This window comes from Acinetobacter sp. RIT698, assembly GCF_009668065.1.
GTDB lineage: Bacteria > Pseudomonadota > Gammaproteobacteria > Pseudomonadales > Moraxellaceae > Acinetobacter > Acinetobacter guillouiae.
In genome coordinates this window covers 24,343-43,668 of sequence record NZ_WJYH01000002.1, presented here as the reverse complement: position 1 = coordinate 43,668, position 19,326 = coordinate 24,343, and the positions used below count along the sequence as shown (strand labels likewise).

At 37.7% G+C, this 19,326-nt stretch carries 22 protein-coding genes; 8 read left to right on the top strand and 14 right to left on the bottom strand.

The features are described from left to right. Positions 1 to 7 precede the first annotated feature (7 nt). Complete coding sequence (locus tag GJV03_RS01100) at positions 8 to 784, bottom strand: class I SAM-dependent methyltransferase (protein ID WP_105714018.1); 777 nt, start codon at positions 782 to 784, stop codon at positions 8 to 10. An 89-nt stretch (positions 785 to 873) separates the two neighbouring features. Between GJV03_RS01100 and GJV03_RS01095 the strand changes: the two genes are divergently transcribed. Further along, positions 874 to 2,163, top strand: coding sequence for a hypothetical protein (locus GJV03_RS01095; RefSeq protein WP_004818705.1), 1,290 nt, complete (start codon positions 874 to 876; stop codon positions 2,161 to 2,163). 77 nt (positions 2,164 to 2,240) lie between these two features. Here GJV03_RS01095 and GJV03_RS01090 read toward each other — a convergent pair whose 3' ends face one another. Together GJV03_RS01090 and GJV03_RS01085 are read right to left on the bottom strand one after the other, a co-directional pair. Continuing rightward, a complete protein-coding gene (locus GJV03_RS01090) occupies positions 2,241 to 2,684 on the bottom strand; it encodes a hypothetical protein (protein WP_154129280.1) in 444 nt (147 codons plus the stop codon). 127 nt (positions 2,685 to 2,811) lie between these two features. Beyond that, complete coding sequence (locus GJV03_RS01085; protein ID WP_154129279.1) at positions 2,812 to 3,915, bottom strand: fatty acid desaturase; 1,104 nt, start codon at positions 3,913 to 3,915, stop codon at positions 2,812 to 2,814. Positions 3,916 to 3,997: 82 nt separating this feature from the next. Between GJV03_RS01085 and GJV03_RS01080 the strand changes: the two genes are divergently transcribed. Together GJV03_RS01080 and GJV03_RS01075 are read left to right on the top strand one after the other, a co-directional pair. Further along, entirely contained in the window at positions 3,998 to 4,696 is a 699-nt protein-coding gene (locus GJV03_RS01080) for a TetR/AcrR family transcriptional regulator (protein WP_056516975.1), read from the top strand. A gap of 33 nt (positions 4,697 to 4,729) precedes the next feature. Then, positions 4,730 to 5,686 (top strand): 2-hydroxyacid dehydrogenase, encoded by a 957-nt coding sequence (locus GJV03_RS01075; protein ID WP_154129278.1) that lies wholly within the window; start codon positions 4,730 to 4,732, stop codon positions 5,684 to 5,686. 139 nt (positions 5,687 to 5,825) lie between these two features. On the opposite strand, the gene GJV03_RS01070 is transcribed toward GJV03_RS01075, so the two are convergent. After that, on the bottom strand, positions 5,826 to 6,473 hold the full coding sequence (locus tag GJV03_RS01070; protein ID WP_004718194.1) for a hypothetical protein: 648 nt from the start codon (positions 6,471 to 6,473) through the stop codon (positions 5,826 to 5,828). Positions 6,474 to 6,678: 205 nt separating this feature from the next. Then, entirely contained in the window at positions 6,679 to 7,392 is a 714-nt protein-coding gene (locus tag GJV03_RS01065; RefSeq protein ID WP_154129277.1) for a hypothetical protein, read from the bottom strand. Between the two features lie 313 nt (positions 7,393 to 7,705). Between GJV03_RS01065 and GJV03_RS01060 the strand changes: the two genes are divergently transcribed. Next, on the top strand, positions 7,706 to 8,098 hold the full coding sequence (locus tag GJV03_RS01060) for a hypothetical protein (RefSeq protein WP_056516777.1): 393 nt from the start codon (positions 7,706 to 7,708) through the stop codon (positions 8,096 to 8,098). Positions 8,099 to 8,151: 53 nt separating this feature from the next. Here the strand turns inward: GJV03_RS01060 and GJV03_RS01055 are convergent, their stop codons facing one another. From GJV03_RS01055 to GJV03_RS01025, 7 genes are all read right to left on the bottom strand, one after another. Then, on the bottom strand, positions 8,152 to 8,535 hold the full coding sequence (locus GJV03_RS01055; RefSeq protein WP_154129276.1) for a hypothetical protein: 384 nt from the start codon (positions 8,533 to 8,535) through the stop codon (positions 8,152 to 8,154). A gap of 323 nt (positions 8,536 to 8,858) precedes the next feature. After that, positions 8,859 to 9,245 (bottom strand): hypothetical protein, encoded by a 387-nt coding sequence (locus tag GJV03_RS01050; protein ID WP_154129275.1) that lies wholly within the window; start codon positions 9,243 to 9,245, stop codon positions 8,859 to 8,861. A gap of 5 nt (positions 9,246 to 9,250) precedes the next feature. Beyond that, positions 9,251 to 9,844: a DUF6036 family nucleotidyltransferase gene (locus GJV03_RS01045; protein WP_154129274.1), complete on the bottom strand. Its 594-nt coding sequence runs from the start codon at positions 9,842 to 9,844 to the stop codon at positions 9,251 to 9,253. Positions 9,845 to 9,846: 2 nt separating this feature from the next. Next, complete coding sequence (gene glyS / locus GJV03_RS01040; protein WP_154129273.1) at positions 9,847 to 11,916, bottom strand: glycine--tRNA ligase subunit beta; 2,070 nt, start codon at positions 11,914 to 11,916, stop codon at positions 9,847 to 9,849. Further along, a complete protein-coding gene (gene glyQ / locus GJV03_RS01035; RefSeq protein ID WP_004718182.1) occupies positions 11,916 to 12,893 on the bottom strand; it encodes a glycine--tRNA ligase subunit alpha in 978 nt (325 codons plus the stop codon). The genes glyS and glyQ overlap by 1 nt, the downstream gene beginning before the upstream one ends. 106 nt (positions 12,894 to 12,999) lie before the next feature. Then, positions 13,000 to 13,392, bottom strand: coding sequence for a hypothetical protein (locus GJV03_RS01030; RefSeq protein ID WP_154129272.1), 393 nt, complete (start codon positions 13,390 to 13,392; stop codon positions 13,000 to 13,002). A 240-nt stretch (positions 13,393 to 13,632) separates the two neighbouring features. Further along, entirely contained in the window at positions 13,633 to 14,151 is a 519-nt protein-coding gene (locus GJV03_RS01025; protein WP_154129271.1) for a 3'-5' exoribonuclease, read from the bottom strand. Positions 14,152 to 14,304: 153 nt separating this feature from the next. Between GJV03_RS01025 and GJV03_RS01020 the strand changes: the two genes are divergently transcribed. Next, positions 14,305 to 15,789 carry an FAD-binding oxidoreductase gene (locus GJV03_RS01020; protein ID WP_154129270.1) on the top strand — a complete coding sequence of 495 codons (1,485 nt, stop codon included), beginning with the start codon at positions 14,305 to 14,307 and terminating at the stop codon, positions 15,787 to 15,789. Here the strand turns inward: GJV03_RS01020 and GJV03_RS01015 are convergent. After that, positions 15,752 to 16,204, bottom strand: coding sequence for a hypothetical protein (locus tag GJV03_RS01015; protein ID WP_154129269.1), 453 nt, complete (start codon positions 16,202 to 16,204; stop codon positions 15,752 to 15,754). The genes GJV03_RS01020 and GJV03_RS01015 overlap by 38 nt on opposite strands. 24 nt (positions 16,205 to 16,228) lie before the next feature. Here GJV03_RS01015 and GJV03_RS01010 point away from each other — a divergent pair, with 24 nt between their 5' ends. Both GJV03_RS01010 and GJV03_RS01005 read left to right on the top strand, forming a co-directional pair. Next, a complete protein-coding gene (locus tag GJV03_RS01010) occupies positions 16,229 to 16,645 on the top strand; it encodes a lysozyme inhibitor LprI family protein (protein WP_151956651.1) in 417 nt (138 codons plus the stop codon). Positions 16,646 to 16,767: 122 nt separating this feature from the next. Next, positions 16,768 to 17,868: an HPP family protein gene (locus GJV03_RS01005; protein WP_354666818.1), complete on the top strand. Its 1,101-nt coding sequence runs from the start codon at positions 16,768 to 16,770 to the stop codon at positions 17,866 to 17,868. Positions 17,869 to 17,993: 125 nt separating this feature from the next. Here GJV03_RS01005 and GJV03_RS01000 read toward each other — a convergent pair whose 3' ends face one another. Then, positions 17,994 to 18,254 (bottom strand): PspC domain-containing protein, encoded by a 261-nt coding sequence (locus GJV03_RS01000; RefSeq protein WP_004718168.1) that lies wholly within the window; start codon positions 18,252 to 18,254, stop codon positions 17,994 to 17,996. Positions 18,255 to 18,582: 328 nt separating this feature from the next. On the opposite strand from GJV03_RS01000, the gene GJV03_RS00995 reads away from it, so the two are divergent. After that, positions 18,583 to 19,254 (top strand): hypothetical protein, encoded by a 672-nt coding sequence (locus GJV03_RS00995; protein WP_154129268.1) that lies wholly within the window; start codon positions 18,583 to 18,585, stop codon positions 19,252 to 19,254. Positions 19,255 to 19,326 lie beyond the last annotated feature (72 nt).

Here is a 19,326-nt window from a genome sequence, read left to right as displayed (position 1 = left end):
GTTTCGATTAGCGCAGTTTCCTAAAGTTATAAACATAGGTGACATAAGGGAAGTCTATTTCATCTTGCGCATGTTTACCCGTATATTCCAAGACAATATGTTCGAATTTGTGTTTCAGCGCGAGTTGCTCTTGTTCTGGCATCGCTGCAATAAAACTGGTGGATAATAAGCGCTTACTGACCACGTTTTCCACGGTTCCAGTTTGTACTTGTGAAAAGACTTTGGCTGTTTCAAGTTGGAATAAAAATTGATTTTCAAACGCCAATTTCCATTGCCCACTATGGTAACGTGGTGTGTCTCCTTCGATCGTCGCGAGCAGATCTGCCAATGCTTTAACCCAGTCTATCGTCTCATCGCGCTGGTTCCAGACCAAACCAAGATGACCCTCAGGTTTTAAAATGTGGTGAATTTCATTCAAGGTTTCAATATTGGCAAACCAGTGAAATGACTGGGCGCACAAAACAGCATCAATACTTTCAGATTCTAACGGAATTTGATCACTCTTTGCTTGAAGCGTTTGTACATCAGGATGTACTATTTTCAATTGTTCCAACATTTCTGTGACGGGCTCGACAGCAATAATATTGGGCGTTGCTTGTTTGAGGTAAGGGAGAAATTTTCCAGTACCTGCACCTAAGTCAACAACGCTTGAATCTGGGCCTAGAGCTAAATCTTCTTTTAACCATTTGACCACGTCTTGTGGATAATTGGGTCTGACTTGTTGATAAAGTTCAGCAGCAGTACTGAAGCCTTTTTGAGCAGCAGGATGTAGGGAATGTGTCATATTTTGCGCTTTTTTATCTGACTAGACTCTATAAAATATGACACTTGAAGCAATCAATAGGCAAGCGCCTATTTATTTAATTTCAGCCAATGATAGAGCTAGTGCTCGGTGTGCGAATGGATAAGCAAATAATTTTTGAAGATGATCATATTAGAGCAATCTATTTACAAGGCGATTCTGACACTTTAGTCCTGTCATTTGGTGACTTGATTTCTAGAGCCAAAGGACTTTCCATCAATGCTGAAAAGTCTTTGATGAAATATAACTATGCCGTGGTCGGGATTATGCCAAAACAGAAGTCTTGGTTTCCTGCCTCAAGCATGGCTGCATTGTTAGAGCACTTAGATCCCATTTTAAAACAATTTAAAAATATCGTGGGTTATGGCGGTTCAATGGGTGGCTACGCGGCAATCAAATATGCCAAAGCTTTAAAAATGAATCGAGTGGTTGCCATGGTTCCACAATATTCAATCGATCCTTTAGAGGTTGAGGACAAGCGTTATACAGATTTCTATGATGCTGAATTAAATGCGGATATGCGTATTCAGGCACAAGACATCGTTGCAGACTGTGAATATATCATTGTTTATGATCCTTATTTTGAAAATGATAAAGAACATTATTTAAAAATTAAGCCATTGATCCCTCAATTGCATACGTTACATTTACCGTATACTGGTCATGATGCGATTGCAGTTTTAGCTAACTCTGCGTTACTACATGATTTTATTGAACGTGAATACGATCAAACTTATTTTTATAAGCAGATTCGTGAAGTAAAGAAAAACAGCAAATTTTATTATCGAAGTGTGATTGCTCACTTATTGGGGACACATAACGAAGCTTTGGGTAAAATTCTAAAAGGTACAGATATTCAACTGGATAGTACTTTCTTTGATGCCAGTTTAAAGCAGACCATTACGCGTATTTTATTGACCAATAAGCGAGTGGATGAGCAAGATTTGCAGAAACTGGGTATTCAAGTCAATTTTGCTTTTGAAGATAAAACGCAGCTACAAGACAGTTTTGGCAATATTTTAGTATTTAACGTGATCACACAAAAGCTAGAAAGCTATGATCAACAAGTAATTGATGTGAATGGCAAATACATTATTCCATTGCATGTTGAAAACAATGGTTTGGCACAAGTCGAGATCAAAAAGCAGACCTATTTGATCTGTATGAATGATCGCCGTGTAACCAAATTATTTAAGCAAGATGAAGCGTTATCTTTGGATATGAATCCAATTGTGATTAAAAAAACCACTGACTTTTATGTATTGACCTATAAAAACTTTTATATGAGTTGTGATATTCAAGGTTTGGTGAGTTTTGATGATGAAAGCTTAAATGAGTTTTGTCACTTTAAGGTTGCTTAAAGTCAGCGGTTGAGCTGAAACACCATTTGCTGTCTAACGATTTGACATTTGAGCCATTTAAATAGACAGATACAGCTTTAGTTACACTGCTTTAAATAGGCGATTGGAAATAAAGCTGTATATTTTTTAAATTCATTTTGAACGTCTAAATCACTGACTTTATAGACTTCGCTAGAATGTTGATAAACATCAGTCACTGCTGCCAGAGAACCTTCTTCACTGTCTCTATAGTGATAACGGAAGGTTTTTTGCGTGGCATGGAGTAGTTTTTGCTTCATGGGTGGTTGATGAAGGAAGGTATAATTAAACACACGATTTTCCATCTCCAAATAATATCGAGCTTGAATACGACAACCTCGATTTAATTTAATCAGTTTGAATTCATTTCCCTCAGAACTTCTAAACTCTGCTTCATCCAAGTTATTAATCGATTGTAAAATATATGCTTTTGCATAGGCTGGTGAATATAAGCCAAAACAAAGCAGAGCGAGCATAAGTGACGGATAAGCTGTCCTATTCATTGTGCGGTCTTTTTAGCTGATTGTTTAACTCACTATAAGGCGTAATCAGGTGTTTTAAAATATAAAACAAGACCCCATACCAGAGGCCTCCATTAACTCAAAAGTTATAAATAAAAAATTATAAATTTTAGAATCTACGATTCGCTCGTTTAAACGTCCCAAAGTCATTAAAACGAACCCCATTTTCTTGCATCACTGGATAGCAGTCTTGGGCAATGGCTTGACGAATATAAAATGGATCACGTACAACAAAATGGTGAATGGCATGTGTACCAGCAAAGTTAAAACAAAAGGCTTGTAAAGGTTTCATTCGCCAATCTGTCCAGACCTGACACTGCTGAACGATATTGCCATCTTCAACATCGCCATAATAATGCATATTGGAACTGGTAAAATGCAGGCTTAAAGTGCGTAAAAAATTTGGTGCTGCAATGCTTACGGCATAAAACTTTGTGGTTTTGTCTGCAAGTCTCCATAAGCTATTTTTAGGTTGTGCTATGCCTGTGGCTTTCATTGCCAATTTGGCAGCATTGATCAATAAGAAACCATGCCATAAGGCATAATGAATATGTCCAAAGGGTGCATAACTCGCAGAAAGTTTTGCTTTTAATTTGAGTTTATCTGCTTGGGATAAATGCTTTTGAGCATGAATAAAACGCTTGGTGGTTTTCATCATGGTGATGGGGCGTAAATAGATCGCAAACATATTGTCACCAGTCATCAGCAAACGTTTTAAGCCCCATTGGTCACCATTGTTAATACCGCGTTCTTCTAAATCTGTTTTGGTACCCGATGATTTGTGATGATGTAGATGTACCTCGCGACGTATCCATGGGTTCACGGTACTTGGGCGAAAGGCGTAAACGGCTGCCAACATGGCATCATTGATTTTTTTGTTTTTACGGTAATACATTTGGTGAATAAGATCATGCTCTAGTTCATGTAAGAGCGACATCCAAAATGCAGAAAGCGGAATTGCCACATACCAAGGCATTTTCCCACGAGTGTATTGTGTTATATTGAAAATAATCCCTGTTACAGCTGTTACAAGGATGGCTAGGCCAATTTGGTCTTGGTGCTGAACCAGCCAAGGATGACGTTCGCGTAATTGATTTCCAGCTTCCAAAATTGTTTTACGAATTCGGTGGCTACGTTGTTCATCTTCTGGATCAGCAAAAAGTTTAGTTTTGCTTTGTATGGACATTTGTACATCGGAAAGGGGTAAATTCATCTCCGGTTTCCTCTATATTTTTGTAGTACTACAAGGAAGTTTTTAAAACCAACATTTGTTGGGTTTTATGAGAGATTATCTGATGATTAAAATAACGTCAACGTCAGTTTTAAAAAAAATGACGAAAAAGGTGAGCCAACCAAAACAAGAACGTTCCCAAAAAAGAATGGATAAGATGCTGGCAACCACGCAAGAGTTACTGTTATCCATTGGAATTGAAAAGATTTCGATTCCTGAAATTGCCAATGCATCTGGCGTTCCACGGACCAGTATTTATCAGTTCTTTCCGACGAAATACGATATTTTTCGTCATATTGCACTGACGCATTTAAACGATTTAGTCAAACAACTCGGACAAGCTGCTGTTCGAGTGTTGACGGAAAACCCAAATGCACCCATAGAAGTATACGGACAGTTACTCTCAGAGAGTATGATTCGTACCACAGCCAAATATTTTAATGAATCTGAAACGGCGAGCTTGTTGATTTTAAGTGGACCTTTTACCCGGCAAGCTTATCTGGAATACCAAATAGAATTAAAAAAGGTCAGTCATGGTGTCCGAAAAGCATTGGAAATGATTAAAGTGGATGAATATGTACCACAGGAGCCTGATACATTGACGATTTTGATGGAATTGGTTTTTACTTGTATGAAGCATGGTTATTACAACGAAAGCTATATTTCTGAAGCCATTATTCAAGAGGCCTACCGTATGACCAATGCATACTTATTGGCTTTAAAGAATAATTCTTTTGGTTTTCCAGAAGCATCTGCTTCGTAAGTAAAACTGGCTCTCTATCATTAAGGAAAAGCAATGAAAGCTGTATTTTTAGATTATGAATCTTTAGATAAACAGGATTTGGATTTTAGTCAGCTAAAAGCAGCTTTTGATGACTTAATACTTTATCCATCGACCACAGCAGAGCAAGTTCTAGCACGCATTCAACATGTAGACGTGGTGATCAGCAACAAAGTGATTGTGAATGCTGAGGCGATGGAGCAATGTAAAAATTTAAAATTAATTTTGATTTCGGCCACGGGGACCAACAATATTGATTTAGATTTTGCACGATCAAAAGGTATTGTCGTGTGTAATTGTCAGGGCTATGGCACATCTGCAGTTGCACAGCATACACTGACGTTAATGTTGGCATTAGCAACATCTTTACTCAAATATGAGCATGCAGTTAAACAAGGCGAATGGAACAAATCGCCAATTTTCTGCTTACTGGATTTTCCAATTGTTGAATTATCTGGAAAAACTCTTGGTATTATTGGCTATGGTGAGCTTGGTCAAGCGGTTGCCAAATTGGCAGAAGCTTTTGGGATGAAAATTTTGGTCGCATCATTACCCAATCGACCAACGCATAAGGATCGGACACCTTTTACCGAATTGCTTGCGCAAGTCGATTTTCTTTCTCTGCATTGTCCTCTAACAGATGAAACACGTGATTTAATTGATAGCCAAGCCTTTGATAAGATGAAAAAATCTGCATTTTTAATCAATTGTGCCCGCGGTGGTATCGTTAATGAACAGGCTTTAGCAGACGCATTAAGACAAGGCAAAATTGCAGGTGCGGCAACAGATGTACTTTCTGTTGAACCGCCGACACAAGGTAATGTTTTACTTGCAGATGATATTCCAAACTTGATTATCACACCGCATAGTGCGTGGGGCAGTGTTGATGCACGTCAACGTATTGTGAATCAAATGCTTGAAAATGTTGAGGCATTTAAGCAGGGGAAAGTGATTCGTCAGGTGAATGGCTAAAGAGCCGAGTGAAAAAGCACAATGAAAAAAGGCGCAATAAAAAAAACACCGTTAAATAGCTATATTCGTTTTACTGCTATCACCTTGAGCATAGGTAGCGCAAGGTGTGGAGATCGACGGATTAAGTGTGTTTAGCTGCTTATCTTGGTACACCAACCTCATCATCTGTTGAACTTTGCGTATTGCTTGAGTTGGTATCTTTTGAACCTGTGTTATTGGTGTTGACATCACGCTCTTGGTTTTCGATTGGTAATGACTGTTTTTTAATTTCAGGTTCTTCTTGCCCATTGTTGGGTAATTGATTTTGAACTGCGGGTTGAACAGGTTGTGTGGTGATCGGCGTATTTTGAACGTTTGCTGTAGTTGCAGCAGTTACAGTATTCGTCGTATTGGGTGTGGTCGAAGATTGGCTTAAGCTGCCTTGTTCAATCGGAACATTTAAATTGGTTTTACCCATCACTCGATCTTTGGTTTGCTCAACTTTTTTTACCGCAGTATCTATGCCTTGGCGAGTACTATCACGAGCCTCAGTGGCTTTTTCAGTGGTATATTTTTTGGTATTTTCAATGGTTTCATCCAAAGACGGTTTAATTTTTTGAATCCCTTTTTCGGTCGCATCACCTACTTTTTCAGCGGTATTCTGTACAGCTTCACCGGTCTTATGTGCCAACACTTTAAAAATATTTGGATTATCACCATATGGCTGATTTTGAGTATTGGTTTGCGCATAGAGTGATGGTGTTGCAAGTATTGCAGTGATCACACATAGACTTTTGATCATCTTCATGATGTTTTGATCCCTTTATGATGATTGTAGCGATTCGCTCAGTGCTAATTGGGATTATCATACTGTTTTATTTAGATAAAAAGTAAAATGGAAAGAAAAATCCTACAGCAAGAAAACATATGTATACATTGCATACCAAATTACTAGTAGATGTATAAGAAAAGCTCACCTAAGTGAGCTTTTTTAAATGGGCATTAAATCTAAATTATTTTGTAGCAACTTTAGCGTCTGTAGATACGGCGACTTTAGCGCTATCTACTGGTGTTTTCACATGGGTTTGTGAATTTACTTTTGCACCTGTATTTGCTGGTTTAGGTTTAACTAAATCCTTGGTTTTCTGCCAAGTTTTACTTGTCGCTGATTTGGTTTTGTCTTTTACTTTAACAGCTGCTTCTTTGGTGTTGTGACCCGCTTCAGAACTTAGTTTCTTGGTATTTTCCCACGCACCTTTCGTTGCGACTTTACCTTTGTCTATGCCTGTTTCCACACCAGTCCCGACTTTATCAGCAGCATGTTTAGTGCCGTCCCATGCATCTTTAGATACATCACGGGTTTTATCGACACCTTTTTCAACACCTGTCCCGACTTTATCAGCTACATTTTTAGTGCCATCCCACGCATCTTTAGACACATCACGGGTTTTATCGACACCTTTTTCGAGACCTGTACCTACTTTAGCAGCAGTATTCTTAGTGCCATCCCAAGCGTCTTTAGACACTTCACGGGTTTTATCAACACCTTTTTCGAGACCATTACCTACTTTATCTGCTGTGTTATGGATACCTTGACCAATGTTGTTTAGAATGCCTCCATTGGTTCCGACTTCAGCAGAAGCATTTGCACTTACATCTGTATTGGCAAAAAGAGGAGAGCTGGCAAGAAGTGCTGTGGCGATCACTGTTGTTTTAAGCATTTTCATAATTAGTTTTATCCTGTACCTGAATGAGTTCAAGTTTGAGTGTTGCCTATAATAATGTGAAATATGTATAAAAATAGCCTTAGAGATAAAACAGCAACAGCTTATCTACAGAGTTTTAACAATAGTGTAAGAATTGTGAATGAATGTTACGACTAGACGTGTTTGGAAGACTTGGGCATTTTTATTTTTTAAATTCTGATGCTTATAAGAATATGAGAACGATGATAAAAGCATTTTCTGTAAGAATTTCTAGCTTGTTATTAAAACAAAAACGACATAAGCTTTGGGTTAAATTGTTGGTTTAATCATCATAATGAAAAATATAATAATCTTAATATTTCTCACCTTTATATTGAGTTTAAAACCCAGTTTTGCCTGCGGCTGTGGTGATGAATTGTCTTCCAGCCATCAAATAATGAGTTGGATTGTGATGGGCGTGGTTTTTTTAATTTATTTGATTCCAAGCCTTTATTTTGCAAAATATTTTAGGAAATATCAGCTATCTATTGAGCATTTGATTTTGTCTCATGTGCTGATGATTGCGATGCTCTACGCAATGATGAATTCGTTTAAATTGGGTTTAAATCCAATTTATTATTGGTTTGCTGATTACCTCCCAAATAGTTTCATATTTGCTGCGATTGGATTCATTGGCGTCCTTGTTTGGATTTATCCCGTGATTTATGTGGCTAAAAGAGCGAAATAATTTTGTATTTAGCTCTTTTAGCTTCGACGACGTATCAAAGTGAAGTGACGAGATTAATTACATTTTTCCAGATTTGATGTTTTAAAGTTATTTTTAAGTGAGTTGAAGTTTTTTAGCTTTTCAGCATCTTTTGGGTCAAAAACAGTTTGTTTATTTTCGACTTCAGCATCTACATTTGAAAATGCTGAGATGAGCTGATCACCTTTAAAAATCCAATGTTCTGTGGCTTTTCCTGTTTCAAAGTTGCCAGTAAATTCGATGACACAGTTGTCTGTTTGTTTGATGAGTTTGGCAAGGTTATGTTTTGTGCTTGGTTCAGCAGAGATATTTTTATGTTGTTCTAAAACAGTTGGAGCATTTGGATCGGTGGGTGTGGTTGAGCAGGCAGAGAGGGCGATCACTATTAACGGTACAGATAATAATATTTTAGAATTCATATGCTTTTGATCTTAAACTTAACTTGATCAATTGAGTCTATACAATGTATTGGGAATATTTAGTTTTAGATTGTTAATTTTTATTGTTATGTTTTCATTTATTTATGCGTTTTGGAAAGCGGAGACTAAAAATAAACCCGCTCGAAAGCGGGTTATAATTTATATTTCTACTTAGTGCTGTAACACCGAAATATCCGCAACACTTGTAAACAAGTCACGTAACTGTGCAAGTAAACGTAAACGGTTTGCTCCCAACTCTGAATCCCTGATTCTCAAAGAACGTATTCGTCGCCTAATGTAAAAGACAACAGAACAAATGATTTTTACCCATGCTCTTGATAATGGCGTGTTTGAAGTGTGAGTAATTGTGATTTTAAATGATTTAAATCTTCATCTAAACCAAATCTTTGCGCTAGAGGATCAACCAAGTGGCTTGAGTCAAGATGAGTGGTCTGTAAAGACAAATCATTTGAAAAAGACTTTAACTGTTGTCTACGAGACACGCTAGAACACGAATAGCGTCTAAATTTTTCAAGTAAGAAAACTAAACGGCGTGTTTCAAGTGTACTTAGATTATTTGTTATAGAAGGTAAAAGCTCTGAATAGAGTAAAGCTTCAGCAACTGGTTTCACTTCACTAAATGTTGCCGATGATAATGGTTGTTTTAACAACGTATTCAAAGCATGTTCAAACTCTACCTGATTCATCATATGAGTTAACCTCTTAACTCCGAAAGGATTGACACGATATATTGAATATTCGAGTGTAATTGTTCAGGAGTCGCATAGTACATTTCAGCATTATTCGCTGATTTTTTAAACGCTTCAAGAGAAAACTTACCATTAAGGTATAATTTTTTGATGTCTTCGATATCTCTATCAGATAAACGAGCAAGTTTTGAAATGGCTAAATCTAAACCGGATACTAAATAAACTTCAACAATGCTATTGGCAACTAAAGGAATCGCTCTTTCAGGATAGTCAGGGTCGACAGATGCAAGGCTGGTGTTAAAACTACGATCAAACTCTAAATTAGTTTCAAGATTATTATCATCTAAATATTCAACGTCATTATTTTCTAAAAACAAAACTATATCGTGTTTCTTTAATTGCTGGATTGCCTGAATTTCAGCATCTATATCATTGCTACCACGAGCATTGGTATGAATATGAAATGCACAACCACCAAAAATAAATGCTTTTACAGCGCCATTAGGTAGATTCTTATGATTTTTTAATATGTAATTCTCAAGCTCTTGAAAGAGCTTGAGAATAGCGATAGTAATTGGAGAATTACTATAGATTGTCATACTTAGTGCTGTAACACCGAAATATCCGCAACGCTTGTAAACAAGTCACGTAACTGTGCAAGTAAACGTAAACGGTTTGCTTTGAGTTCTGCATCATCTGCCATGACCATCACATTCTCAAAGAATGCATCAATCGGTGCACGAAGCGCAGCCAACTTAGAAAGCGCAGTGGTGTAGTCTTTCGCGTCCAAAAGTGGTTGAACTGCAGGTTTGATATTTTGAATCTCGGTATAAAGCGCCTTTTCAGCATCTTCAACTAATTTAGCTTCAACAATCTCACCTGTAGGTGCAGCTTCTTTTGCCAAGATATTGGCAACACGCTTATTGGCAGCAGCCAAAGCAGCAGCTTCTGGCAAGTTACGGAAATGATTTACCGCTGTCACACGCTTATCAAAATCAAGTGGAGATTTTGGAGAAAGTGCTTGAACAGCCTGAATCACATCAACCGCAACACCTTGGTCTTCGTACTTAGCACGGTAACGACCTTCAAGGAATGCGACAGCATCGGCTAAAGTCTTCGCATGATCTTTCAATACATCGCCATAAGCAGCCAAAGCAAGCTTGATCAGTTCTTCAATCGAAACATCAAGATTATTTTCAGTCACCAAACGTAAGATACCAATCGCAGAACGACGTAAAGCAAATGGATCTTTCGAACCTGTTGGTGCTTGGCCAATCCCGAAAATACCTGTGAGGGTATCTAAACGATCAGCAAGGGCAATGGTTGTACCTGTTTTCGTTTTTGGTAGAACATCGCCAGCGAACTTAGGTAAATATTGTTCACCTAAAGCTTCAGCAACTTCATCATTTTCGCCTTCAATACGTGCGTAATAAGTTCCCGCGATCCCTTGAAGTTCAGGAAATTCTCCGACTAACTCTGAAGTTAAGTCACATTTTGCAAGCAGAGCAGCTTTTTCAGCATCTACAGAATTTGCACCTGTGATTGCGGATAACGCCACAGCCAATTTTGCAATACGTTCAGACTTGTTCCAAAGTGTGCCCAATTGTGCTTGGAAGACCATATTGGCTAATTTCTCTTTACGAGAAGCAAGTGGTTGCTTTTGGTCTTGTAAGAAGAAAAACTCTGCATCAGACAAACGAGGACGTACAACTTTTTCATTGCCTTCAATGATTTGAGTTGGATCTTTAGACTCAATATTGGAAACAGTAATGAAATAAGGCTGTAATTTATGCGCTGCATTGACCAAGCAGAAATACTTCTGGTTGTCTTGCATCGTGGTAATCAAGGCTTCTTGAGGTACAGCAAGGAAACGCTCTTCAAAGCTTGCACGTAGCGCAACAGGCCATTCAACCAATGCGGTGACTTCATCACGCAGGTCAGCAGGAACGATGGCAATCGCATTGACTTCATCAGCCAAAGCTTTAACTTGTTGGTCAATGATCGCTTGACGCTCTTCAAAAGAAGCTACGACATGTGCTGCTTTTAATTTCGGTAAATAATCATCTGAATTTGTGAGTGAAATCGCTTCAGGCGCATGGAAACGATGACCATAGGTCAGATTACCCGCTTTATGATCCTGAATCGTTGCATCAATCACATCATTGTCTTTTAACAAGACCACCCATTTCACTGGACGAACAAATTCAGTACGGCTTGCCGCAGAACGCATACGTTTTGCGATGGGTAGATTATCCAGTGCTGTTTGTAAAATTTGTGGAAGTAAAGCGTCAAGACTTTGACCTTTCACATCTTTTAAATAGCAAACTTTTTCAACTTTACCTGCTTGGAAAGTTGATACTTGATCCGCAGTAATGCCTTGACCACGCATAAAGCCTTCTAAGGCTTTAGTTGGTTTGCCTTCTGCATCATAAGCAGCTTGTAGGGCAGGGCCATCAAAACGCTTTTGAGTGTCTGCTTGTGCACCATCAACATTGACAATTTTTAATGCCAAACGACGTGGTGCTGCATAAGCTTCAATTGAATCAAATGCCAAACCTGCGTCTTTTAAACCTTTAACCGTTTCAGCTTGTAACGCATCACGTAAGGTCTTTAAGCTTTTAGGTGGTAATTCTTCACAGCCAAGTTCGAATAAAACTGTATGTTTAGACATTATTTATTCTCCTCAGCTTTTGCTTCTGCTTCAACTTGTGCTTTTAACTGTGCAAGCACTTCGTCACGTAAATGCGGTTCAGCCATTGGGAAACCGAGTTTGGCACGAGCAGCCACATAGCTTTGTGCAATAGAGCGTGCCAAAGTACGCACACGTAAAATATAACGTTGACGTTCAGTGACTGAAATAGCACCACGTGCATCGAGTAAGTTAAAGCTGTGTGATGCTTTGATGACTTGCTCATATGCTGGAAGTGGAAGTTCCGCTTCCATTAAACGGGTTGCTTCAGCTTCATAAAAGTCGAAGAGTTCAAACATTTTTTCAACGTTGGCATATTCAAAGTTATAAGTTGATTGCTCTACTTCATTTTGATGGAACACATCACCATAGGTGACGGTACCAAATTGGCCTTTGGTCCAAACCAAATCATAAACTGAATCGACACCTTGCAAGTACATTGCCAGACGTTCAAGACCGTAAGTGATTTCACCTGTGACTGGGTAGCATTCAACCCCACCAACTTGTTGGAAGTAAGTAAACTGAGTCACTTCCATACCATTTAACCACACTTCCCAACCTAAGCCCCAAGCGCCCAATGTTGGAGATTCCCAGTTGTCTTCTACAAAACGAATGTCATGTGTAAGCGTGTCAATACCAATCGCTTCTAAAGAGTCTAGATACAGTTGTTGGATATTGTCAGGGTTCGGTTTAAGCACCACTTGGAATTGATAGTAGTGTTGTAAACGGTTTGGGTTTTCGCCATAACGACCGTCTTTAGGACGACGTGAGGGTTGAACGTATGCTGCGTTCCATGTTTCTGGCCCAAGCGCACGTAAGAATGTTGCAGTGTGAAATGTCCCTGCGCCCATTTCCATATCGTAAGGCTGTAACACCACACAACCTTGTTCAGCCCAGTAGTTTTGTAAGGCAAGAATTAAGCCTTGGAATGTATCAATATGCGATATGGCGCGACTCATGCAGCATCCACTATAAGTATTAGAAAAAATTGGTTCTAAGTATAAGGATTTTGGGGAGGTGTGGCAAAGGTTAGTCTATAAATATTGATTCTTATCGCAGATCAACTTATGTACATTTTTTCAGATTTTCTTTTGAGATAAAGCTTTTCATTTCTTTGGCCTCTTTTCTTATTTTCATTTCCTCAATGTGCTCTTCAATTTTTGCATCTGGAGCATCACTATTGATTATGGGTTCCGAGCTTGAATTTTCAGATATTAAAATGAGATCGTCCCTAAAAAAAGCCCAATCTTTTTCTATTGTGGGTGTATTTTTAGAAGTGGTTTTTGCTTTTAAGATACAGATTTTATCTTTTTTAATCAGCGTAAGTTCAAGTGTGCTTGATGGTTCGCCCGTCATTGCAATTCGCTTTGCTTCTAAAATTACAGGTTCATTTGATGTACTACATGCAGCAAGGAAAAAAGAAGAAGTTAAAATGATGAAGTGGGTTATTTTGTTCATTGGTAAAATTAAATAAGTTAAATTATATGTTTGATATTAACATAAAAAATTTATATTCATGAGCTTTGTAAAGGTAGAGGGCGCTTCAAAAGCTGAATGTCGGAAGTTCATCATGACGATGTCACAACGCTTCATTCAATGTTAAGTAAATGAATTATTTAGAAATCATAGGGGCGAATTTAGAGGATGATAAAATGCACAAGATCATTATTGGGCTGTAGCAAAATTAGAAAAGATCAATTAAAACTTAATCTTCAATCCATAATCCTTTTTCAATGCCAATAAAGCCTCAGCATTGCCTTTGGCATCGTCAACAGGGTTATGGGTATGTGCTGTTTTACGTAAATGCTTAAAACTTTGAAAGCTATCTTTGACCAGTCCTTTATACAAACTGCCTAAATTTTGTGAACTAAATCCAAAGGGATTATTGCCAGTAAAATGATGAAAGTACCAACAGACAAACATCCAGTCAAAACCATTATTATCGCTAATAAAAATAGGGCGATCTTTACTGACTTTACTCACCCACTTGGCAAAGTCTTTCATCACATGCTCAGGATTGTTAAAACTTAGGGTATCTTCACGACTAAAGCCTGAAACTGCGAGAGCTTGAGGAATATAATTTTCGGAAATCGGTTTAAGTAAACCATAGAATTGTTGATGTAAATGATCTTCGACTAACACTGCACCTAGCGCAATCATTGAGTAATCACCGGGAATTGGACCATCTGCTTCGATGTCCACCATAATATAAGCCATATATTCTCCTTATTTTAAAATATTGTTTTTATGGTGGAAGTCATTATAAATGATGATTTTGATCGCTGACAAACTTTATCGGTATTTTGCTTTTTTAATATTTATAGCTTATAAATTATTGAATAAATTTAAAACATTTTTAAATCATTTATTATGCTAAAACGACAGAAAAACAAACTTTGGCTAAGCCTTCTCCTTATTCTATTGGCAGTTATTTCTATTCCTGCAATTCATCTTTTTAAAACAAAAATCAATGAACAACAGGGAATTGAGCATATTCCTACAGGTTATCGGGATGATGCCAGTCATCTTAATTTGACAAAAGTGTATAAAATTGTCGATGTTGAAAGTACACCTGAAGCGATTCAACAACAGCTTAAAACTTTGCTTAAATATGTAAGTGAACATCATCTAAAAGTCTCAATTGCGGGTGCTAAGCACAGTATGGGTGGGCACACCATTTACCCTGATGGTATTGCACTGAATATGTTGCCTTATAACCACATGAGCTTTGATGAGAAGAGCAATATTCTCACGATTGGCTCGGGTGCAACATGGGAAGCGGCCCTTCGTTATTTAGACCGCTATGGTAAATCAATTGCAGTGATGCAATCTTTTAGTAATTTCTCGATTGGCGGTTCGATCAGTGTCAATGGGCATGGTTGGCAAAAGAATTCACCCCCGATTTCATCCAGTGTTGAGTCATTTACCTTGATGAATGCCCAGGGAGAGATTGTAAAATGTAGTCGTACAGAACATCCTGAACTGTTTAAATTGGTGATTGGTGGCTATGGATTATTTGGCATTATTCTCGATGTAAAATTAAAAGTTGTAGATAATGTTGCTTTAACATTTCAATCAATTTCAGTTTTACCTGAAGACTATGTAAACGTGTACCAAAAGATTGTCAGCAATAATCCAGATGTACAATTTGCTTATGGTCGTTTACGTATTTCAGACAAGCATTTTTTACAGCAGGCAACCTTAAACTATTTTGAAAAAATCGATAAAAAACCTTTAGCCTTGTCACAACAGCAAAGTAAAAACGCTGAAACTAAGCGGATTGTGTTCCGTGGCTCTGTCGATAGTGAATACGGCAAACGACTACGCTGGGATCTAGAAAGTAGTCTGAATTCAGTATCGCCTTATGCAATATTTAGTCGCAATGAAATTCTCAGTGAAGATGCCGCCTTGATTGAAAATAAAGATATCCATTCAACCGATCTATTGCATGAATATTTTATTCCAAAGCAGCACTTGGCTCAGTTTATTCAAGATCTCAAGCCCGTTTTAAAAACTAAAAAAGTGGATCTACTCAATATCACGATTCGTGAAGTTGAACATGATCATGATGCATTTATGAATTATGCCCGAGAGGACGTTTTTGGCTTGGTGTTTCTGTTTAATCAAAAGAAGACCCCACAACAAGAGCAGGATATGCAACAACTGACTCAGCAATTGGTTGATATTACACTTAAAAACCAAGGCACATTTTATTTGCCTTATCGCTTACATGTAAGTCGCGACAAGATGCGTTTAGCCTATCCGCAAACGGATGCTTTTTTTAGTTTGAAGAAAAAATATGATCCAGAGGAGATCTTTAGTAATCAGTTCTATCTACATTATCGTGAGTCGTGAATGATGGTCTGGAGAATACTTTTAATAAACCCCAATAACAGCACCCTGCAAATACAGAAATTGCATAAAAAAACCAATCGCTCAATAGTTTCCATAGCGGTGTAGGCAATGATCCAGTAAAAACCAGATAGCCAATGATGCTGACAATTAACCACATCAACAGTGAGCCGACGAAAATACTGAAAAAATTAAGCCAATACTGATGTGCAAGCCAAAGTGAAATGACATACGCAATTGGAATGACAATAATGCAATAAATCAGATAAACGATTAAGCTGATACCAAATATTGTGAGTAAAGACTGTATATCATATTGATGATTCATAAAAAGAAAAAATGCGATCAATAGGATTAAGCTCAGACTGGGTGCTAAAAACAAAGCCTTTAAAATCGATTTATTGCTATATTGAGCCATGATCAAAACAACAAAGGAATAAATATGATAAGAGCATGCACAATCATGATGGTTTTATCTACAACTATTTGTTCAATATCAGCTTATGCAGAACAGAGTGCTGCTTCACCTGATGTATATAACCAATGTGTTGAACAAACCATCGAAAAACTGGCTTTAGGTAACATTAACAATGCTGTGGTTGAATCATGTAGTAACCAGAGCAGGGCATATTATGAAAAAGAAATTGTCAAAGTTCTTGATCAGATCAAAAAACAGAGTCAGATAGACCTTCGGCAAGAACGTTATAATGACATCATGAAATCGCAACGCTTATGGAAAGCTTATGTTGATCAGGAGTGCCAAAATGCTGGAAGTTATATTGGTTCACCCATGTATGCGTTTTGCCCAATGCAAGAATATGGGAAAAGACTTGATCAATTGACTGAATATGCCCAGTGAAAAATCAGTAGATGAGAAATATCGGCGAAAAATTTATCCATTTAAGATAGATAATAAATATATCTTATAACCACAACATCGTATAATTCACACTTTAAACCGTGTTAAAGCGCAGGACTGTCGTGTTTCATACGCAACTTGAATGGTTAAATACCTTAAAACCCAATTTTAAAGTTTTACCGCTAAAAGATCGTTTAGTCTGTGGTGTTGGGGCATTGCTTGGATTAGCAGTGTCATCATTGATCAGTTGGTATGTACTCGGTGGCTTTAATGCATGGTATATCGCACCGATGGGCGCGTCCTCAGTATTGCTCTTTGCTGTACCCGCGAGTCCTTTAGCACAACCTTGGAATATGGTGGTGGGGAATACCATTGCAGGTTTAGTCGGCGTGACCTGTGCCATCTTTATTTCCAATCCAACCGAGGCATTTAGTGTTGCTGTTGCGTTGTCGATATTTTTGATGATGAGTACAGATTCATTGCATCCGCCAAGTGGCGCAGTGGCGATTACTGCCGTATTGGGTGGCGCTTCTATTCATCAGTTGGGTTATCAATTTATTTTTTATCCAGTATTACTCAATTCAGTCTTGCTGCTGGTGATTGCAATCATTTTTAATCGTATGTTAGGAAAGCAATATCCACAGGTTGCACAGCTCAATACACGTTCTAAAGATCCAACACCGACACAGAAAGTCACCATTCAACCGCAAGATATTCAAGATGTGTTAGAACAACAGACACAGCTTTTAGATATTAGTGAATATGATTTACAAAAAATCATTTTAGAAGCACAAGCAAAGGCCAATGCAAGAGCAGTACATCAATACCTTTGCCAAGATATTATGAGCAAGGATGTGCTGAGCTTGGATGAGCAAGATGATATTCACCAAGCTTTAGATAAGTTTAAACATGTGAATTTGATGAGTTTGCCCGTGCTCAATGCTGATCGGGAATTGGTTGGCACATTGGCATTGTATGAAATTGTAGAATGGTTTAAACGCGCTGCCGATGCTCGGGCCCCTTGGGAACATTTGGTCAAACAAATTATGAATCGACAAGTGGTGACTGTACAGCCGACACAACCGATTCAAAACTTGGTGCCTTATTTCGTTGAACGCTCTTTTAATTATATCCCTGTGGTTGATCATCAAAAAATGGTCGGGATTATTAGTCGCGCAGATATGATTGCAGCATTACAGCAACAACTCAATAATTCACAATGATACTGTTTAAAAATAAAACCGTTTAAAAATGAAACTGTTTAAAAATGATGCGGTATAAAAAAAGCTACAGCAGTTTGGGGGAACTGTTGTAGCTGAAAAGGGTAATATCTTTAAATCGAAGTCAATTAATGGGTTTTCTCTTCATAAATGGTTCGTACAGGGCGTTCATAGCTTTGCGGTTCATTTAGCTGCAATTTTTGTTTTGGCATAATTAACCAAAGCACCAAATACACCAGAATACCTGGAAAAGCTGCGCTCAAACATGAAACAATTACGAAAATAATTCGTAATAATGTGACATTCCAACCAAAACGTTCAGCAATACCGCCCATTACACCGGCGATCATATTATGTCGGCTTGAACGATATAAACCAGAATTGGCCATTTAAATCTCCTTAAAGTTATTCATCATCATTCATGATTAAAAAATTAAAAATGAATTTATATAAGTAAATAGTGGCGTTTCTGTTTGATTCTTCAAGTGAATCACCGATTAAAATTGTTAAGACTGTGTAACAACACCAGTTAAATCATTAAAAATAATGTAAAAAGTGTCCAAACTTATAAGGAGATGGTTGAGACAAATATGTTTTTTATACTTTTGTAAAAAATACACCGTTAAGATTTCGAGAAACGGTACAACACAATAAGATATACATATACACATTCATTTTTGATGTGTCTGGCACGGTGTAATTGGGTTATTTGGATTTATGTATTTAACTTTTCATAAAGTAATTTTTTTTCGAATTTTAGGCATCAGTATTTGTACAGTGCTGAGTGCTTGCGATTCCTCAAAATCAAATGATAAACAACAAGGTGCATCTGACACACAAAATTCATCCAGTGAACTTGCTTTGCAGCCAATGCCACAACGTGCCAATGCAAGTGAAGGTAAAAAACTGACCGATCTTGCGGGTCAAGCCACCTTACCTGCAATGGCAGAAATGAAAGGGCAAGACCAGCAAAGCGACGTGGTTTCCACAAAAGCTGAGGCATTTGTAGGACGTTATCATGTTCAAATGAGTTGTGAAGACCCTTTTGCCAAGTGTGAAAAAGGCAGTGCAGAGTTTATTATTAACTTACTCCCAGACGGTACCGCACATCGTACCTTTGTGTATATGGGGAAAATGACTTATGAAAATAATGATATAAAACCGAACCGTGGTTATCAAAAAAATACTTGGGCCTATGATGAAATAAATCATGAAATCGTGATTAACCGAATTGAAGGTATTCAGTTCTATTACAAAGTGGATGCACAAAACGACTTGGTGATGGATATTGATAAAATTGTTAATGGAACTGAAGAAAATCGACTCTATTTTAGTCAACACCATACCGCACCAACAAAAGCCTATGTGTTAAAGAAATTTGATAATTAAAAAATTAGTAGCTAGAAAAATTGATAATTAAACAATCTGGTGAGGCTTTAGGGTGTAACCCACCAGAATGAC

Coding starts and splice junctions, on each gene's coding strand:
- GJV03_RS01080 (WP_056516975.1), top strand. CDS start 3,998: ATGATTAAAATAACGTCAACGTCAGTTTTAAAAAAAATGACGAAAAAG.
- GJV03_RS01030 (WP_154129272.1), bottom strand. CDS start 13,392: ATGAACAAAATAACCCACTTCATCATTTTAACTTCTTCTTTTTTCCTT.
- GJV03_RS01055 (WP_154129276.1), bottom strand. CDS start 8,535: ATGAATTCTAAAATATTATTATCTGTACCGTTAATAGTGATCGCCCTC.
- GJV03_RS01045 (WP_154129274.1), bottom strand. CDS start 9,844: ATGACAATCTATAGTAATTCTCCAATTACTATCGCTATTCTCAAGCTC.
- glyQ (WP_004718182.1), bottom strand. CDS start 12,893: ATGAGTCGCGCCATATCGCATATTGATACATTCCAAGGCTTAATTCTT.
- GJV03_RS00995 (WP_154129268.1), top strand. CDS start 18,583: ATGTATTTAACTTTTCATAAAGTAATTTTTTTTCGAATTTTAGGCATC.
- GJV03_RS01025 (WP_154129271.1), bottom strand. CDS start 14,151: ATGGCTTATATTATGGTGGACATCGAAGCAGATGGTCCAATTCCCGGT.
- GJV03_RS01085 (WP_154129279.1), bottom strand. CDS start 3,915: ATGAATTTACCCCTTTCCGATGTACAAATGTCCATACAAAGCAAAACT.
- GJV03_RS01100 (WP_105714018.1), bottom strand. CDS start 784: ATGACACATTCCCTACATCCTGCTGCTCAAAAAGGCTTCAGTACTGCT.
- GJV03_RS01075 (WP_154129278.1), top strand. CDS start 4,730: ATGAAAGCTGTATTTTTAGATTATGAATCTTTAGATAAACAGGATTTG.
- GJV03_RS01015 (WP_154129269.1), bottom strand. CDS start 16,204: ATGGCTCAATATAGCAATAAATCGATTTTAAAGGCTTTGTTTTTAGCA.
- GJV03_RS01020 (WP_154129270.1), top strand. CDS start 14,305: ATGCTAAAACGACAGAAAAACAAACTTTGGCTAAGCCTTCTCCTTATT.
- GJV03_RS01095 (WP_004818705.1), top strand. CDS start 874: ATGATAGAGCTAGTGCTCGGTGTGCGAATGGATAAGCAAATAATTTTT.
- GJV03_RS01060 (WP_056516777.1), top strand. CDS start 7,706: ATGAAAAATATAATAATCTTAATATTTCTCACCTTTATATTGAGTTTA.
- GJV03_RS01050 (WP_154129275.1), bottom strand. CDS start 9,245: ATGATGAATCAGGTAGAGTTTGAACATGCTTTGAATACGTTGTTAAAA.
- GJV03_RS01010 (WP_151956651.1), top strand. CDS start 16,229: ATGATAAGAGCATGCACAATCATGATGGTTTTATCTACAACTATTTGT.
- GJV03_RS01000 (WP_004718168.1), bottom strand. CDS start 18,254: ATGGCCAATTCTGGTTTATATCGTTCAAGCCGACATAATATGATCGCC.
- GJV03_RS01090 (WP_154129280.1), bottom strand. CDS start 2,684: ATGAATAGGACAGCTTATCCGTCACTTATGCTCGCTCTGCTTTGTTTT.
- GJV03_RS01065 (WP_154129277.1), bottom strand. CDS start 7,392: ATGAAAATGCTTAAAACAACAGTGATCGCCACAGCACTTCTTGCCAGC.
- glyS (WP_154129273.1), bottom strand. CDS start 11,916: ATGTCTAAACATACAGTTTTATTCGAACTTGGCTGTGAAGAATTACCA.
- GJV03_RS01070 (WP_004718194.1), bottom strand. CDS start 6,473: ATGAAGATGATCAAAAGTCTATGTGTGATCACTGCAATACTTGCAACA.